Origin of the sequence: Immundisolibacter sp., from assembly GCF_050250495.1 — a bacterium.
Classification (GTDB): domain Bacteria; phylum Pseudomonadota; class Gammaproteobacteria; order Immundisolibacterales; family Immundisolibacteraceae; genus Immundisolibacter.
The window spans coordinates 1-14639 of record NZ_JBFWOM010000031.1; the positions used below are offsets into that span (position 1 = coordinate 1).

The 14639-nt window shown below is 70.0% G+C and carries 17 protein-coding genes, 1 tRNA gene and 1 other RNA gene; 17 read left to right on the forward strand and 2 right to left on the reverse strand.

Annotation, left to right across the window (positions count from 1 at the left end; all coding sequences use genetic code 11):
• From AB7F93_RS13335 to orn, 15 genes are all read left to right on the forward strand, one after another.
• Positions 1 to 315, forward strand: a 315-nt coding sequence (locus AB7F93_RS13335) for an SDR family NAD(P)-dependent oxidoreductase (RefSeq protein ID WP_428303399.1), incomplete at its 5' end; no start/stop codon positions are given.
• Positions 316 to 373: 58 nt separating this feature from the next.
• Complete coding sequence (locus tag AB7F93_RS13340; protein ID WP_428303400.1) at positions 374 to 2032, forward strand: acyl-CoA dehydrogenase family protein; 1659 nt, start codon at positions 374 to 376, stop codon at positions 2030 to 2032.
• Between the two features lie 21 nt (positions 2033 to 2053).
• On the forward strand, positions 2054 to 2857 hold the full coding sequence (locus tag AB7F93_RS13345) for a crotonase/enoyl-CoA hydratase family protein (RefSeq protein ID WP_428303401.1): 804 nt from the start codon (positions 2054 to 2056) through the stop codon (positions 2855 to 2857).
• Between the two features lie 24 nt (positions 2858 to 2881).
• A complete protein-coding gene (locus tag AB7F93_RS13350; protein ID WP_428303402.1) occupies positions 2882 to 3550 on the forward strand; it encodes a site-2 protease family protein in 669 nt (222 codons plus the stop codon).
• A complete protein-coding gene (locus AB7F93_RS13355) occupies positions 3547 to 4752 on the forward strand; it encodes a tryptophan--tRNA ligase (RefSeq protein WP_428303403.1) in 1206 nt (401 codons plus the stop codon). The genes AB7F93_RS13350 and AB7F93_RS13355 overlap by 4 nt, the downstream gene beginning before the upstream one ends.
• 5 nt (positions 4753 to 4757) lie before the next feature.
• The gene (locus tag AB7F93_RS13360; RefSeq protein ID WP_428303404.1) at positions 4758 to 5570 is read left to right on the forward strand and encodes a segregation and condensation protein A; all 813 of its coding nucleotides are present in this window, start codon (positions 4758 to 4760) and stop codon (positions 5568 to 5570) included.
• Positions 5570 to 6139, forward strand: coding sequence for an SMC-Scp complex subunit ScpB (scpB, locus tag AB7F93_RS13365; protein WP_428303405.1), 570 nt, complete (start codon positions 5570 to 5572; stop codon positions 6137 to 6139). Before AB7F93_RS13360 ends, scpB begins: the two co-directional genes overlap by 1 nt.
• A 2-nt stretch (positions 6140 to 6141) precedes the next feature.
• Complete coding sequence (gene rluB, locus AB7F93_RS13370) at positions 6142 to 6960, forward strand: 23S rRNA pseudouridine(2605) synthase RluB (RefSeq protein WP_428303406.1); 819 nt, start codon at positions 6142 to 6144, stop codon at positions 6958 to 6960.
• Between the two features lie 68 nt (positions 6961 to 7028).
• Entirely contained in the window at positions 7029 to 7640 is a 612-nt protein-coding gene (gene rpsD, locus AB7F93_RS13375) for a 30S ribosomal protein S4 (RefSeq protein WP_428303407.1), read from the forward strand.
• A gap of 242 nt (positions 7641 to 7882) precedes the next feature.
• Positions 7883 to 7973 (forward strand) — tRNA-Ser (locus AB7F93_RS13380).
• 24 nt (positions 7974 to 7997) lie between these two features.
• Positions 7998 to 8094, forward strand: an RNA gene (gene ffs / locus AB7F93_RS13385) — signal recognition particle sRNA small type.
• Positions 8095 to 8264: 170 nt separating this feature from the next.
• Positions 8265 to 9911: a DNA polymerase III subunit gamma/tau gene (gene dnaX / locus AB7F93_RS13390; protein WP_428303408.1), complete on the forward strand. Its 1647-nt coding sequence runs from the start codon at positions 8265 to 8267 to the stop codon at positions 9909 to 9911.
• 50 nt (positions 9912 to 9961) lie between these two features.
• Entirely contained in the window at positions 9962 to 10282 is a 321-nt protein-coding gene (locus tag AB7F93_RS13395; RefSeq protein WP_428303409.1) for a YbaB/EbfC family nucleoid-associated protein, read from the forward strand.
• 16 nt (positions 10283 to 10298) lie between these two features.
• Entirely contained in the window at positions 10299 to 10898 is a 600-nt protein-coding gene (recR, locus tag AB7F93_RS13400; protein ID WP_428303410.1) for a recombination mediator RecR, read from the forward strand.
• 240 nt (positions 10899 to 11138) lie between these two features.
• Positions 11139 to 11687 (forward strand): oligoribonuclease, encoded by a 549-nt coding sequence (gene orn, locus AB7F93_RS13405; RefSeq protein ID WP_428303411.1) that lies wholly within the window; start codon positions 11139 to 11141, stop codon positions 11685 to 11687.
• A 68-nt stretch (positions 11688 to 11755) separates the two neighbouring features.
• On the opposite strand, the gene cimA is transcribed toward orn, so the two are convergent.
• On the reverse strand, positions 11756 to 13345 hold the full coding sequence (cimA, locus tag AB7F93_RS13410; protein ID WP_428303412.1) for a citramalate synthase: 1590 nt from the start codon (positions 13343 to 13345) through the stop codon (positions 11756 to 11758).
• A gap of 128 nt (positions 13346 to 13473) precedes the next feature.
• On the opposite strand from cimA, the gene AB7F93_RS13415 reads away from it, so the two are divergent.
• Entirely contained in the window at positions 13474 to 13965 is a 492-nt protein-coding gene (locus AB7F93_RS13415) for a TlpA disulfide reductase family protein (protein ID WP_428303413.1), read from the forward strand.
• Between the two features lie 11 nt (positions 13966 to 13976).
• On the forward strand, positions 13977 to 14402 hold the full coding sequence (hemJ, locus tag AB7F93_RS13420) for a protoporphyrinogen oxidase HemJ (protein ID WP_428303414.1): 426 nt from the start codon (positions 13977 to 13979) through the stop codon (positions 14400 to 14402).
• Between the two features lie 12 nt (positions 14403 to 14414).
• Here hemJ and AB7F93_RS13425 read toward each other — a convergent pair.
• Positions 14415 to 14639 (reverse strand): holo-ACP synthase (locus AB7F93_RS13425; RefSeq protein WP_428303415.1); only part of this gene is annotated, 225 nt, incomplete at its 5' end.

The following is a 14639-nucleotide window of genomic DNA, read 5'->3' on the forward strand; positions in this document are numbered from 1 at the left end:
TTCGACGGCCAGATCGGCCAGGCGGCGTATTCGGCGTCCAAGGGCGGCGTGGTCGGCATGACGCTGCCGCTGGCGCGCGAGTTCGCCCGCCACGGCATCCGCGTGGTGAGCATCGCGCCCGGGCTGTTCAAGACCCCGATGCTAGAATCGTTGCCCGATTCGGTGCAGCAAAGTCTTGGCGCCAGCGTGCCGTTTCCGGCGCGGCTCGGCGATCCCGCCGAGTACGCGGCGCTGGTGCAGGTCATCGTCGAGAACGTGCTGCTGAACGGCGAAACCATCCGTCTTGACGGCGCCATTCGCCTGGCGCCGAAATAGGCCCGCCGAAGCAGGCCGGCCGAAGCAAGCCCGCAGCCCTCACCGCACGCATCCGACCATGAGCAACACCCACGGCGGCGCCTTTCTGGACCCGGCGCAGGCGCCGGGCGCGATCTTCACGCCCGAGGATTTCGACGCCGAGCAGCGGGCGCTGTTCGACACCGCCCGGCGCTTTTGCGACGAACAGGTGTGGCCGCGTCTGAACGACATCGAGGCCAAGACACCCGGCGTGCTCGATGCGCTGATGCAGCAGGCGTCGGAGCTCGGCCTGACCATGCTCGACCTGCCGGAGGAACACGGCGGGCTCGACCTGCCGCTGCCGGTGTCGATGCGGGTGCTGGAAAGCACCGGGCGCGAGCAGTCGTTCATGCTCACGCTGATGGTGCAAAACGGCATCGGCTCGCTGCCGGTGGCGCTGTTCGGCAGCGATGCACAGAAGGCGCAGTGGTTGCCCGGCTTTGCCAGCGGCGAGCTGCGCGGCTGCTACTGCCTGACCGAACCCGGCTCCGGCTCGGACGCGCTGGCCGCGCGGACCACGGCGGTGCTGGACGGCGACCAGTGGGTGCTCAGCGGCACCAAGCAGTTCATCACCAACGCGGGCATCGCCGACGTCGGCTTCGTGTTCGCCAAGGTGCAGGGCGAGGTGGACGGTCAGACCGGCTTCACCTGCTTCATCGTGCCGTTCGACGCGCCGGGCGTGAGTCTCGGCGCCGAGGAGCACAAGCTCGGCATGGCGGGTTCGTCCACGCGGCAGGTGATCCTGCAGGACGCGCGCATCGCGCGTGAGAACGTGCTGGGGCAGATCGGCCGCGGCCACGTGATCGCCTTCAACATCCTGAACAACGGCCGCTACAAGCTCGGCGGCACGGCGCTCGGCAGCGCCAAGTGCGCGCTCGACGCGGCGCTCGACTATGCCGCCGGACGCAAGCAGTTCGGCCAGCGCATCGTCGACTTCGGCATGATCCGGCGCAAGGTCGGCCAGGCGGCGGCGGACATCTACGCCGTCGAGAGCGCCATCTACCGCGCCGGCGGCGCCATCGACGCGCTCGCCAACGCCGGCGGTCGCAGCGGCGAGGCCAAGCTCGCGGCGCTGCAGGACTTCGCGCTCGAATGCTCGATCGCCAAGATCGCCGGCTCCGAGTTGCTGGCGCGGGTGGCCGACGAGGCGCTGCAGATGTTCGGCGGCTACGGGTTCCTTGAGGAATACCCGGCCGCCAAGTATGTGCGCGACGCGCGCATCGCCCGCATCTACGAGGGCACCAACGAGATCAACCGCATCGTCATGCCGCGCACGCTGCTGAAGAAGCTCGGCGCGGGTGAACTTAAGCTCACCGGCGGCGGCGACGACCCGCTCGCCAGCATGAAGGCGGCGCACGCGGCCTGCTTCAGCGCCGCGCTGGAACAGCACGGCAGCGGCAAGGGTTTCGATGCCGACCAGGAACTGATGGCGCACCTGGCGGACATGATGACGGCCATTTACCTCGCCGAATCGACCGCGTTGCGCGTCGCCCGCCACCCGCTCCGCCTGCCCGTACACGACGACGTCGCGCTGCTGGTGCTGGCGCAGGCCGCCGCGCAGGTGGCGCAGCTCGCCGCAGAAGCCGCCACGCACCTTGGCATAACGGCGCCGGCCGTGGCGCGCCCGGCGGCGGACCTGCTCACGCTGCGCCAGCGCATCGCCGCCCACGTGGTCGACGCCGGCCACTGCGCGCTCTGATCACCGCCCACCGGAACCGCCATGAGCTACCAGCACGTCCTGTTCGAGGTGGCCGACCGCGTCGCCACGCTCACCTTCAACCAGCCGGCGACGCGCAACGCCATCAGCGACGAGGGCATGATCGACGAGATCGTGTCGGTGCTGTCGCTGATCCCGGCGCGGCAGGACATCTCGGTGCTGATCGTCACCGGTGCCGGCGAGGCGTTCTCGTCCGGCGGCAACGTGAAGAAGATGCAGGCCAGGGACGGCATCTTCGCCGGCAGCGCCATGGACATCCAGCAGTCGTACCGGCTCGGCATCCAGCGCATTCCGCTCGCGCTGTACGAACTCGAAGTACCGGTGATCGCGGCCGTGAACGGCGCGGCGGTCGGCGCGGGCTTTGACGTCGCCATGATGTGCGACCTGCGCCTGGCGTCCACCACGGCGCGCTTTGGCGAGACCTTCCTGAACCTCGGCATCATCCCCGGCGACGGCGGGGCGTGGTTTCTGCCGCGCGCGCTCGGTCACCAGCGGGCGGCGGAGCTCACCTTCACCGGTCGTCTCGTGGATGCCGACGAGGCGCTGCGGCTTGGCATCGTGCTGGAGGTGCTGCCGCCGGCCGACCTCATGGCGCGCGCGCAGGATCTCGCCACGCAGATCGCCGCCAAGCCGCCGCAGGCGCTGCGGCTTGGCAAGCGCCTGCTGCGCGCCGGGCAGGCCATGGATCTGAAACACTTTCTCGACTACAGCGCCGCGCTGCAGGCGGCCTGCCACGGCACGGCCGACCACGCCGAGGCGCTGACGGCGTTCTTCGAGAAGCGCCCCGGCCGCTACCAGGGCCACTGAGGCCGGCCGCCGGGGGCGGCTTCCATGCTCGATTTTTCCCTGCCGCAGAAGATCGCCATCTGGGCGCTGCCGGTGCTGTTCGCCATCACCGTGCACGAGGTGGCGCATGGCTATGTGGCGAGCCGCCTGGGCGACCGCACGGCGCAGATGATGGGCCGCCTCACGCTGAACCCGCTCAAGCACATCGACCCGATCGGCACGGTGCTGGTGCCGCTGGTGATGCTGCTGCTGCCGGGCGGGTTTCTGTTCGGCTGGGCCAAGCCCGTGCCGATCGGTTACCGCAACCTCAACAACCCCAAGCGGGACATGGCCATCGTGGCCGCCGCGGGGCCGCTGTCGAACCTGCTGATGGCCATCGGCTGGGCGCTGCTGCTGCGCCTGTCGGTGGCCTTCCTGCAGACCATGCCGTGGGCCGCGCAGCCATTGTTTTTCATGGCTCAGGCCGGCATCGCCATCAACCTCATCCTGATGGTGCTGAATCTGGTGCCGGTGCCGCCGCTCGACGGCGGGCGGGTGCTGACCGGCATTCTGCCGATGCCGCAGGCGGCGCGCTTTGCGGCCATCGAGCCATACGGCCTCATGATCGTGCTGGCGCTGCTGATGACGGGCGTGCTCGGCCGGCTGCTGCAACCGGCCATCGGCCTATTCAACGAACTACTATTGACGCTGGTTGGCCTGGGAGGGTCCGCTTGAACGCTGACGATCGGGTTCTGTCCGGCATGCGCCCGACCGGGCGCCTGCACCTTGGGCACTACCACGGCGTGCTGAAGAACTGGGTGCAGCTGCAGCACCAGAAGCGGTGTTTCTTCTTTGCCGCCGACTGGCACGCGCTGACCACCGAGTACGAGAACCCGCAGCAGGTGGCCGCCCACACGCAGGACATGATCGTCGACTGGCTGGCGGCCGGCGTCGATCCGGGCAGCGCGGTGCTGTTCGTGCAGTCGCGCGTGCCCGAGCACGCCGAGTTGCACTTGCTGCTGTCGATGATCACGCCGCTGGGCTGGCTCGAGCGCGTGCCGACCTACAAGGAACAGCAGGAACAACTGCGCGAGCGCGATCTGGCCACCTACGGCTTTCTCGGCTACCCGCTGCTGCAGGGTGCCGACATCCTGGTCTACAAGGCGACGCTGGTGCCGGTGGGCGAGGACCAGGTGGCGCACCTCGAACTCACGCGCGAGGTGGCGCGGCGCTTCAACCACCTGTACGGCCGCGAGCCGGACTTCGAGGCCAAGGTGCAGGCGGCGCTGCGCAAGATGGGCAAGAAGCAGGCGCAGCTGTACGAGGACAACCGCCGCGCGTATCAGGAACGCGGCGATCAGGAGGCGCTGGCGGTCGCCCAGGCGCTGATCCGCGGCCAGGCCAACATCAGCATCGGCGACCGCGAGCGCCTCCTGGGTTACCTGGAGGGCGCCGGCATCATCGTGCTGCCGGAACCGCAGCCGCTGCTGACCGAAACCGCCAAGATGCCGGGCCTCGACGGGCGCAAGATGTCGAAGTCCTACGGCAACGCCATTGGCCTTCGCGAAGACCCGGACACGGTGGCGCACAAGCTGCGCACCATGCCGACCGACCCCGCCCGCGTGCGCCGCAGCGACCCCGGCGACCCCGACAAGTGCCCGGTGTGGGCGCTGCACCAGGTGTACTCGGACGAGAACCAGCGCGCCTGGGTGCAGGACGGCTGCCGCAGCGCCGGCATTGGCTGTCTTGACTGCAAGAAGCCGCTCGTCGACGCCGTACAGGCGGAGCTCGCGGTGTTCCGCGAGCGCGCCCGGCCGTTCGAGGACGACCCGGGGCTGGTGCGCGAGATCATCGCCGGCGGCTGCGAGCAGGCGCGCGAAGTGGCGCGCGAGACGCTCGACGAGGTGCGCCAAGTGATGGGGCTGGGCTACCGCTGAGCGCCGTGAGCAGCGTCGAGGGCACTATCGCAGACGAACCCGCCCAGCAGGAACTGCCGCTCGCGCGCGTGCACGGAGCGCCGCTGCTGCGCCTGCCGGAGGACCTCTACATCCCGCCGGACGCGCTGGAGGTATTCCTCGAAACCTTCGAGGGACCGCTGGATCTGCTGCTGTGGCTGATCCGCCGCCAGAACCTCGACATTCTCGACATCCCGGTGGCGCAGGTCGCCGAGCAGTACATGGCCTACGTGGAGCTCATGCGCGAGCTGCGCCTGGAACTCGCGGCCGATTACCTGGTGATGGCCGCCGTGCTCACCGAGATCAAATCGCGCATGCTGCTGCCGCGCCCCGAGGGCGACACCGAGGAAGACGACCCGCGCGCCGCGCTGGTACGCCGCCTGCAGGACTACGCGCGCTTTCGCCACGCGAGCGAGGTGCTGGCGCTGCGCCCGCAGTTCGGGCGCGACGTGCTGCCGCTCGCGGTCGCCCTGCCGCCCGACGAGCGCCCATCGGCGCAGGTCGCGGTCAGCCTCGACGAGCTGCTGGCGGCGATGACCGACGTGCTCGCCCGCAGCGCGCTCAGTGCCCACCACCATGTGCACCGCGAGCCGCTGTCCGTGCGCGAGCGCATGAGCCTGATCCTGGAGCGCCTCGGCACGGGCGAGTTCACGGCGCTCGCGACGCTGCTCGACGCGGCCGAGGGCCGCCCGGGCGTCGTGGTGAGCTTCATCGCCATCCTTGAGCTCACCCGCGAGCACCTGATCGATCTTGCCCAGAACGAGGCCTACGGGCCGATTTACCTGCGCCGGGCCGCCTGATGGAGCTTGCGCGCATCATCGAGGCCGCGCTGCTGGTGGCAAGCGAACCGCTCGACGTCGAGCGCCTGCGCGGCCTTGCGCCGGGCGGGCAGGGCGCGAGCCGGGAGGACGTGCTGCGCGCCATCGACGAACTCACGCTCGAATGCGCCGGCCGCGCGATTGAACTCGCGCATACCGCGAGCGGCTACCGCTACCAGGTGCGCGCCGCCTACGCCGACACGGTCGCCGCGCTACTCGCCGAGCGCGCGCCGCGCTACTCGCGCGCCATCCTGGAGACGCTCGCCATCATCGCCTACCGCCAGCCGGTGACACGCGCCGACATCGAGGACATTCGCGGGGTCAGCTTGGGCAGCGGCATGATCAAGACCCTGGTCGACCGCGGTTGGGTGCGCGTGCTGGGCCATCGCGAGGTACCGGGTCGGCCGGCGGTGTTCGGCACCACCAAGGCGTTTCTCGACTACTTCGGCCTGCGCGGTCTCGGCGAACTGCCGGCGCTCGCCGATCTCGCGAACCCCGACGACGAGCGCATCGGCGACCTGCAACTGTCCGTGCTGCCCGAGGCCGATTGACCATGCGCGACGCGCCCAAACCCGCCGCCGGCGAGCGGCTGCACAAGCTGCTGGCGACGCTGGGCCTGGGCTCGCGCCGGCAGGTCGAGGACTGGATCCGCGCCGGGCGCGTGCAGGTCAACGGGCAGACCGCCGTCATCGGCCAGAGCGTCGGCCCGGCGGACCGCATCGCCGTCGACGGCCAGCCGGTAAGCCGCACGGCGCCGCCCAAACCGCGCCTGCTGCTATACCACAAGCCTGAAGGCGAGCTGTGCACGCGTCACGATCCGGAAGGCCGGCCGACCGTGTTCGACCGCCTGCCGCCGCTGCCGTCCGGGCGCTGGATTACCGTTGGCCGGCTCGACATCAATAGTTCGGGTCTCCTGCTGCTGACCACCGACGGCGCGCTCGCCAACCGCCTGATGCACCCGTCCGGGCATCTGCAGCGCGAGTACGCCGTGCGCGTGAACGGCGAGGTGGACGGCGCGACGCTGGAGCGGCTCAAGAGCGGCGTCGAACTCGACGACGGCCCGGCGCGGTTCCTGACCATCGCACCGGCCGGCGGCGAGGGCCGCAACCGCTGGTACTCGGTCACCGTGGACGAGGGCCGCAATCGCCTGGTGCGCCGCCTGTGGGAGTCGCAGGGCGTGGTCGTGAGCCGCCTGCTGCGCGTGCGTTTTGGCCCGCTGTATCTGCCCCGGGCACTCGCCCGCGGCCGTTTTCGTGAGGCCACCGCGGCGGAACTCGCGAGCCTTTCTCCTGCGCCGCCACCGCGTCCCGCCGTCCGACCCAACAGGCGCCCCAGTGGCGGCGGCTTGAAACCGTCGCGCCGGCGCGGGTAAGATTCGCCCCTTGTTTTCAGACGCCGGGCCCCTGCCCGGCGTTTTTTTCAGGTCAGGACACAGCATCGATGGCACGGTATACCGGTCCCCGGCTCAGAGTAGTGCGCCGCTTTCAGCAGCAACTGCCCGGTCTTACGCGCAAGACCGACGGCGTGCGCAGCAATCCGCCCGGCCAGCACGGCGCCCGTCGCGGCCGCGCCAGCGACTACCGCCTGCGCCTCGACGAGAAGCAGAAGCTCGTCTACAACTACGGCTTGGGTGAGCGCCAGCTGCGCAACTACTTCAAGACCGCCGCCCGTCGCAAGGGTGACACCGGCAAGAACCTGCTGGCACTGCTCGAATCGCGCCTCGACAACGTGGTGTTCCGGCTCGGCTTCGCGCCGACCATCCCGGCCGCCCGGCAGGTGGTCAAGCACGGCCACATCACCGTGAACGGCCGCCGCGTGGACGTGCCAAGCTACCCGCTGCGCCCGGGCGACGTGATCGGCGTGTGCGAGGGCAGCCGCCAGCACCCGGTGATCGTGGAGACCCTGCAGTCGCCGTCGCTGAGCCTGCCGGATTACCTGGATCTGGACGCCGGCAAGATGACCGGCACGTTCCGGCACCTGCCCGAGCGCGCCGACATCCCGCTGGAAGTGCAGGAAAACTTCGTCGTCGAGTACTACTCGCGCGTTAGTTGATGTCACTGACGGACCGTCCGGGAGACGGTCCGTCAGGGCAAGCCACGGATGGCTTGCTCGAAAATCAGGCACTGGGTGCCCGATTTTCGGAGGCCGTCGCGGACATGCGCCGCGACGAGCCGAATTGAAAAAGGGCAGGAGAGCCCTTTTTCAACATTCTGGTGGCGCAGCGCCAGGCCGACTGGCTTGGCCGCGTCCGAACCGGCCGTGCTCCACGCTCCTCACGGCCGGGGCCGCATCCCGGAGAGGTGTCCGAGTGGTTGAAGGAGCACGCCTGGAAAGTGTGTATACGTCAAAAGCGTATCGAGGGTTCGAATCCCTCCCTCTCCGCCATTTCCCTCCTTTCAATGGCGGGCCTGCCAGTCTCCCCGCGGTGATAGCTCGTGAACCCCGCCAGGCCCGGAAGGGAGCAACGGTAGCAAGCGATTCAGGCGCCGGGGCCCGGCTGGCAGGTTCCGCCGCCCTTTGTGATCCACTGAAAAATTCCGTCCTGGAATTTTTCAGCTCGCTGCAGCGCGGTGCACGCCCGCGCTGCGCTCCATTGATCGGGGCAACGCCCCGATCAATGCCGGGGCATCCTGCCCCGGATGGTCAGCGCCGGCATCGGCGCTTCCTCGCCTCCCCATGAGCTACCAGGCGCTCGCCCGCAAGTGGCGCCCGCGCCGCTTCGCCGACATGGTCGGTCAGGAGCACGTGCGCCGGGCGCTGGGCAACGCGCTTGCCGGCGACCGCCTGCACCACGCGTATCTGTTCACCGGCACGCGCGGCGTCGGCAAGACCACCGTCGCGCGGCTGTTCGCCAAGGCGCTGAACTGCGAGCAGGGCGTCAGCGCCGAGCCGTGCGGCGAGTGTGCGGCCTGCGTCGCCATCGACGGCGGGCGCTTCATGGACCTGATCGAGGTCGATGCCGCCTCGCGCACCGGTGTCGACGACACCCGCGAGCTGCTGGAAAACGTTCAGTACGCGCCCACCCAGGGCCGCTACAAGGTGTACCTCATCGACGAGGTGCACATGTTCTCGAAGAGCAGCTTCAACGCGCTGCTGAAGACGCTCGAAGAGCCGCCGCCGCACATCAAGTTCCTGCTGGCGACCACCGACCCGCAGAAGATTCCGGCCACCATCCTGTCGAGGTGCCTGCAGTTCAACCTGCGCGCGCTGACGCCGGAGCAGGTGTCGGGCCAGCTCACGCGCGTGCTGCACGCGGAACAGATCGCGCCCGATGCGGCGGCGGTGGAGCTGATCGCCCGCGCCGCCGCCGGCAGCATGCGCGACGCGCTGAGCCTGCTCGACCAGGCGCTGGCGCACGGCGGCGGGCAGATCGAGGCCGATGCCGTGCGCGCCATGCTGGGCACGCTCGACCGCAGCCACGCGCCGCGCCTGCTGGACGCAGTTGCTGACGCCGACGGCGCGGCGCTGCTGGCGGCGCTCGCCGAAGCCAATGCCCAGGCGGCTGATCCTGGCGCCGTGCTCGACGACCTGCTGCGCCTGCTGCACCAGATCGCGCTGTGCCAGGCGGTGCCGGGCGCAACGCTGGCGGCCGATGCCGACCCGGCCGTGGTGCAGACGCTCGCCGCGCGTCTGCCGGCCGAGGACGTGCAGCTCTACTACCAGATGGCGCTGCTCGGCCGGCGCGACCTGCCGCTCGCGCCCGATCCGGCCAGCGGGCTCGAAATGCTGCTACTGCGCCTGCTGGTGTTTCGCCCGGCGGGCGGCGCTGGCGAGGCCCCGGCGCCGCCACAGGCGCCCCACCGCGCGCCTGCGCCACAGCCTGTGCCCACAACTGGAGACTCGCCCGCACCGGCACGGGCGCCGGCTTCGGCCGCGCCCGCCGCGCCGCGCCCTGCACCACCGGCGCCCGCTGCGGATGTGCAGGGCGCCGTGGCACCCGGCCCGATCGACGACGACTGGTCCGCCATCGTGCCCAGGCTCGGCCTGCGCGGCGCCGCCCAGCAGCTCGCCCAGCACTGCGTTCTGCGCGCGCGCCGCGGCGAGCAGTTCGATTTCGCCGTCGACGCCCGCAGCCGCAGCCTGCTGACGCCCGCCACGCGCGCGGCGCTGACCGATGCGCTGTCGAAGCTGATCGGCGCAGCGGCGCGAGTGGAGTTCGGCACCGAAGCCGAGGCCGCCGACACGCCGGCACAGCAAGCCGCCCGCGCCGATGCCGCACGCGCGGCGCAGGCACGCGAGACGCTGGAGGCCGACCCCACCGTGCGCGGGCTGATGCAGACGCTCGACGCACGCCTCGTCGACGGCTCGGCGCGCTCGGACTGACGCCGTTCCCGCTGGGTACACTGCGTCGCACGCATCACTGAGGAAGGCCCATGAAAGGCAACATGAACCAGCTCATGCAGCAGGCGCAGCGCATGCAGGAAGCCATGCAGAAGGCGCAGCAGGCACTGGCCAGCATCGAGGTCAGCGGCGCCGCCGGCGGCGGCCTGGTCACCGTCACCATGAGCTGCAACCACCAGGTGCGGCGCGTCGCCATCGACCCGAGCCTGGTCGGCGACGACCGCGACATGCTGGAGGATCTGGTCGCCGCCGCCATGAACGACGCGCTGCGCAAGGTCGAGCAGGCCACGCAGGAGCACATGGGCGGCGCGCTCGGCGGCTTCAAGCTGCCGGGCATGAACCTGCCGTTCTGACGCGTCTGAGCCGGGCGTGGCCCAGAACCTGATCGACGCGCTGACGCAGGCCCTGCAACGTCTGCCGGGCGTCGGCCCCAAATCGGCGCGGCGCATGGCGTTTCACCTGCTGGTGCGCGACCGCGACGGCGGCCGACGCCTCGGCCAGGTGCTGCTGGACGCCATGGAGCGCGTCGGCCGCTGTCAGCAGTGCCGCAACCTCACCGAACTCGAGGTGTGCGCCCTGTGCAGCGCGCCGCAGCGCGACCCCAGCCTGCTGTGCGTGGTCGAGAGCCCGGCCGACGTGCAGGCCATCGACGGCGCCAGTGGCTTTCAGGGGCTCTACTACGTGCTGCACGGGCATTTGTCGCCCCTCGACGGCATCGGCCCGGAAGAACTCGAACTCGACCGGCTCGAAGCGCGGCTCGACGTGGGCGAGGTGCGCGAGTTGATCCTCGCCACCAACCCCACCGTGGAAGGCGAGGCCACCGCGCACTACATCGCCGAGCTCGCCCGCGCCCGCGGCATCCGCAGCACGCGCATCGCCCACGGCGTGCCGCTCGGCGGCGACCTCGAATTCGTGGATGGCGGCACGCTGCGCCAGGCGCTGCTCGGCCGGCGCGACTACGGCAGTTGAGGGTTGACGGGTGATTGAAAAAGGGCATCCGTGCCCTTTTTCAACTCGGCCCATCGCGGCGCAGGTCCGCGATGGGCCTCCGCGGATCAAACACGATGCGTGCTTGATCCGCGCGCAAGCCAATCCATGGCTTGCCTGTCCGGCCATGCCGAACAGGGCGATCAGGGCCTGCGTGCTATAGTCCGCGCCCCCCCCGATTTCCCCTCGCCCGGCCGGTTTTCCGGCGCCTCTGGACTTCCGATGCCCGCAGCCAAAGCCGGTCCACTGATCTGGATCGACCTCGAAATGACCGGCCTGAACACGGCCTGGGACGGCATCATCGAGATCGCCACCGTGGTCACCGACGCCGACCTCAACGTCATCGCCGAGGGCCCGGTACTCGCCATCCACCAGGCCGAGGAAATGCTGGCCGGCATGGACGAGTGGAACACCCGCCAGCACACCAAGAGCGGCCTGGTCGAGCGGGTGCGCAGCTCCAGCATCACCGAGGCCGAGGCCGAGCGCCAGACGATCGACTTCCTGCGCCGGCATGTGGGACGCAACGAGTCGCCCATGTGCGGCAACAGCATCTGCCAGGACCGCCGCTTCATGGCGCGCCTGATGCCGGAGCTGGAGGCCTATTTCCACTACCGCAACCTCGACGTCAGCACGCTGAAGGAGCTCGCCATGCGCTGGGCACCGGACGTGCCGGCGGCATTCAAGAAGCGCGCCTCGCACCTCGCGCTCGACGACATCCACGACTCGATCCGCGAGCTTCGCCACTACCGCGAGTACCTGCTGAAGGTGTAGCGGTCGCGGCCCGGTGTCGCGACGAGCCGAGTTCAGAAAGGGCATGGAAGCCCTTTTTCAACGTCCTGTTAACCGCCCGCGCCGTCGTGCCAGAGCTTGTAGGTGATGGCGTCCGACAGCGCCTGCCAGGACGCCTCGATGACGTTGGTGGACGCGCCGACGGTGGTCCAGCGCCGCCGGCTCTCATCGCTGCACTCCAGCATCACGCGGGTGACGGCACCGGTACCGGCGCCCGACTCCAGGATGCGCACCTTGTAGTCGGTCAGTTGCAGGCCGGCGAGCGCGGGATACGCCGCCGCCAGTGCCTGCCGCAGCGCAAGATCAAGCGCGTTGACCGGCCCGTTGCCCTCGGCCACGGTCATGTGCACCTGCCCGCCGACGCGCACCTTCATGGTGGCCTCGGACAGCGTCACCAGGCGCCCGTCCACCCAGCGCCGTTCGTCGATGACGCGAAAGCTGTCGAGCTCGAAATAGCGCGGCAGGCCCTGCAGCAGCCCACGCGCCAGCAGCTCGAAACTCGCCTCGGCGCCGTCGTAGGTGTAGCCCTCCATCTCGCGCGCCTTGACCTGCTCCACCAGTTGCCCGACGCGCGGGTCGTCGGCCGCCAACGCGAGGCCCACCTCGTCCAGCAGCGCCAGCACGTTGGCGCGGCCGGCCTGGTCGGAGACCAGAATCTTGCGGTGATTGCCGAGCAGCTCCGGCGGCACGTGCTCGTAGCTGCGCGGGTCTTTTTCCACCGCCGACACGTGCAGGCCGCCCTTGTGGGCGAACGCGTTCTCGCCGACGTACGGCGCGTGGCGGTTCGGCGGGCGGTTCAGGCGTTCGTCCACGAAGCGCGAGGCGTGCGTGAGGTGCGCAAGGTCTTCGGCACCGAGCGCCGTCTCGTAGCCCAGCTTCAGCATCAGCGTCGGCAGCAGCGAGATCAGATTCGCGTTGCCGCAACGCTCGCCGAGCCCGTTCAGTGTGCCCTGCACCTGCCGCACGCCGGCGCGCAGGGCGGCCAGACTGTTGGCGACGGCGTTTTCGGTGTCGTTGTGGCAGTGGATGCCGAGCCGCTCGCCGGGGATGCGCTTCACCACCTCGCCGACGATGGCCTCCACCTCGTGCGGCAGCGTGCCACCGTTGGTGTCGCACAGCACGATCCAGCGCGCGCCGCCGCGCGCCGCGGCGTCCAGACACGCCAGCGCGTAATCCGGGTTCGCCTTGTAGCCGTCGAAGAAGTGCTCGGCGTCGAACAGCGCCTCGCGCCCGGCCGCCACGCAGGCCGCCAGACTGTCCTCGATCATGGCGAGGTTCTCGTTGAGCGTGCTGCGCAGCGCGACCGTGACGTGAAAGTCCCAGGTCTTGCCGACCAGACAAATGGCCGGCGCGCCGCTGCCGATGAGGCGTTGCAGGCCGGCATCCTCGGCCGGTGTGCGGCCCGGCCGGCGCGTCATGCCAAACGCCACCAGACGCGCGCGCTTGAACGTGGGCGCCGCCGCGAACACGGCGTCGTCGGTGGGGTTGGCGCCCGGCCAGCCGGCCTCGATGTAGTCGACGCCGAGGTGGTCCAGCTCGTGCGCGATGGCCAACTTGTCGCCGACCGAGAAGTCGATGCCCTGCGTCTGCTGGCCGTCGCGCAGCGTGCTGTCGTACAGATAAATGCGCGGCGCGGACACGGCGTGTTGACCCGAAAATCGAAGAGCAGGCTGCGCATTTTACGCGCCACCGCCGACAGGCCTGTACCGGCGACTGACCGCGCCGGCAGGCGGCTGGCACAATGCGCGCTCCCACCGTCGGAGAATCCATGCGTCGCCTGCTGACCAGCGTGCTTGCCTTGAGCCTCGGCCTTGGCGCGGCGGCGTCGGCGGCGCCGTCGCGCCTGTCGGAGGATGCGAGTTTCACGGTCGTGGACGGCCGCACGCTCGCCGCGAGTGCGCTGCGCGGCCAGCCGTTGCTGATCGTGTTCTGGGCCAGCACCTGCGCGCCCTGCATTGCCGAGATGCCCGATCTGGCGCAGCTCTACAAGGAGCTGCAGCCGCGCGGCTTCGAACTGATCGCGCTCGCCATGCCCTACGACCCGCCGAACCGCGTGCTCGCGGCGCGGGAGGTGCTGGAACTGCCGTTCCCGGTGGCGATCGACGTGAACGCCAAGCTCGTCCGGCGGCTCGGCGTGCCGCCGCAGACGCCGCAGTTCTTGCTGATCGACGCCAGCGGCGACGTTGTCACCGTGCACAACGGCGTGTGGCCCATCGACAAACTGCGGGCGGCGATCGAGCCGCTGCTCGGCAACACCTGAGGAGACCCGCCATGCTGTGGCTGAAGGCGCTGCACGTGATCGCCATGGTGTGCTGGTTCGCCGGCCTGTTCTACCTGCCGCGGCTGTTCGTCTACCACGTGGACTGCACGACCGACGCCGAGCGGGCGCGCTTCGAGATCATGGAGCGGCGTCTTTATCGGGCCATCATGACGCCGGCCGCCTGGGTGACCGTGCTGGCGGGCCTCGGCCTGCTGCTGGGCTACGCCTGGGACCTGTACAGCCGTGCCGGCTGGCTGCACGCCAAGCTCACGCTGGTGGCGCTGCTGGTGGTCTACCACTGGCTGTGCGGGCGCCACTGGATCGCGCTGCGCGACGGCCGCAACACGCGAAGCGCGCGCTACTTCCGGGTCTTCAACGAGCTGCCGACGCTGATCCTCGTCGCGGTGGTGGGCCTCACCATCGTCAAGCCGTTCTAGTCAGCCCGCGCCTCAGGCGCGTTCCAGCACCACCATCGCCACCGCGTGCTCCTGCTCGTCGGCGAGGCTCAGGTGCCAGGCGACGATGCTGCGCCGGGCGCAGTGCTCGGCGGCGGCGCCGGTGAGTTCCAGCCACGGCCGGCCGGCGTCATCGTGACGCACGGCGATCTGCGGCAGCGTCACGCCCTGCGCGATGCCGGTGCCGAGCGCCTTGCCGAAGGCTTCTTTCGCCGCGAA

Coding starts and splice junctions, on each gene's coding strand:
- AB7F93_RS13395 (WP_428303409.1), top strand. CDS start 9,962: ATGAAAGGCAACATGAACCAGCTCATGCAGCAGGCGCAGCGCATGCAG.
- rpsD (WP_428303407.1), top strand. CDS start 7,029: ATGGCACGGTATACCGGTCCCCGGCTCAGAGTAGTGCGCCGCTTTCAG.
- rluB (WP_428303406.1), top strand. CDS start 6,142: ATGCGCGACGCGCCCAAACCCGCCGCCGGCGAGCGGCTGCACAAGCTG.
- dnaX (WP_428303408.1), top strand. CDS start 8,265: ATGAGCTACCAGGCGCTCGCCCGCAAGTGGCGCCCGCGCCGCTTCGCC.
- AB7F93_RS13345 (WP_428303401.1), top strand. CDS start 2,054: ATGAGCTACCAGCACGTCCTGTTCGAGGTGGCCGACCGCGTCGCCACG.
- AB7F93_RS13415 (WP_428303413.1), top strand. CDS start 13,474: ATGCGTCGCCTGCTGACCAGCGTGCTTGCCTTGAGCCTCGGCCTTGGC.
- orn (WP_428303411.1), top strand. CDS start 11,139: ATGCCCGCAGCCAAAGCCGGTCCACTGATCTGGATCGACCTCGAAATG.
- scpB (WP_428303405.1), top strand. CDS start 5,570: ATGGAGCTTGCGCGCATCATCGAGGCCGCGCTGCTGGTGGCAAGCGAA.
- AB7F93_RS13350 (WP_428303402.1), top strand. CDS start 2,882: ATGCTCGATTTTTCCCTGCCGCAGAAGATCGCCATCTGGGCGCTGCCG.
- AB7F93_RS13340 (WP_428303400.1), top strand. CDS start 374: ATGAGCAACACCCACGGCGGCGCCTTTCTGGACCCGGCGCAGGCGCCG.
- hemJ (WP_428303414.1), top strand. CDS start 13,977: ATGCTGTGGCTGAAGGCGCTGCACGTGATCGCCATGGTGTGCTGGTTC.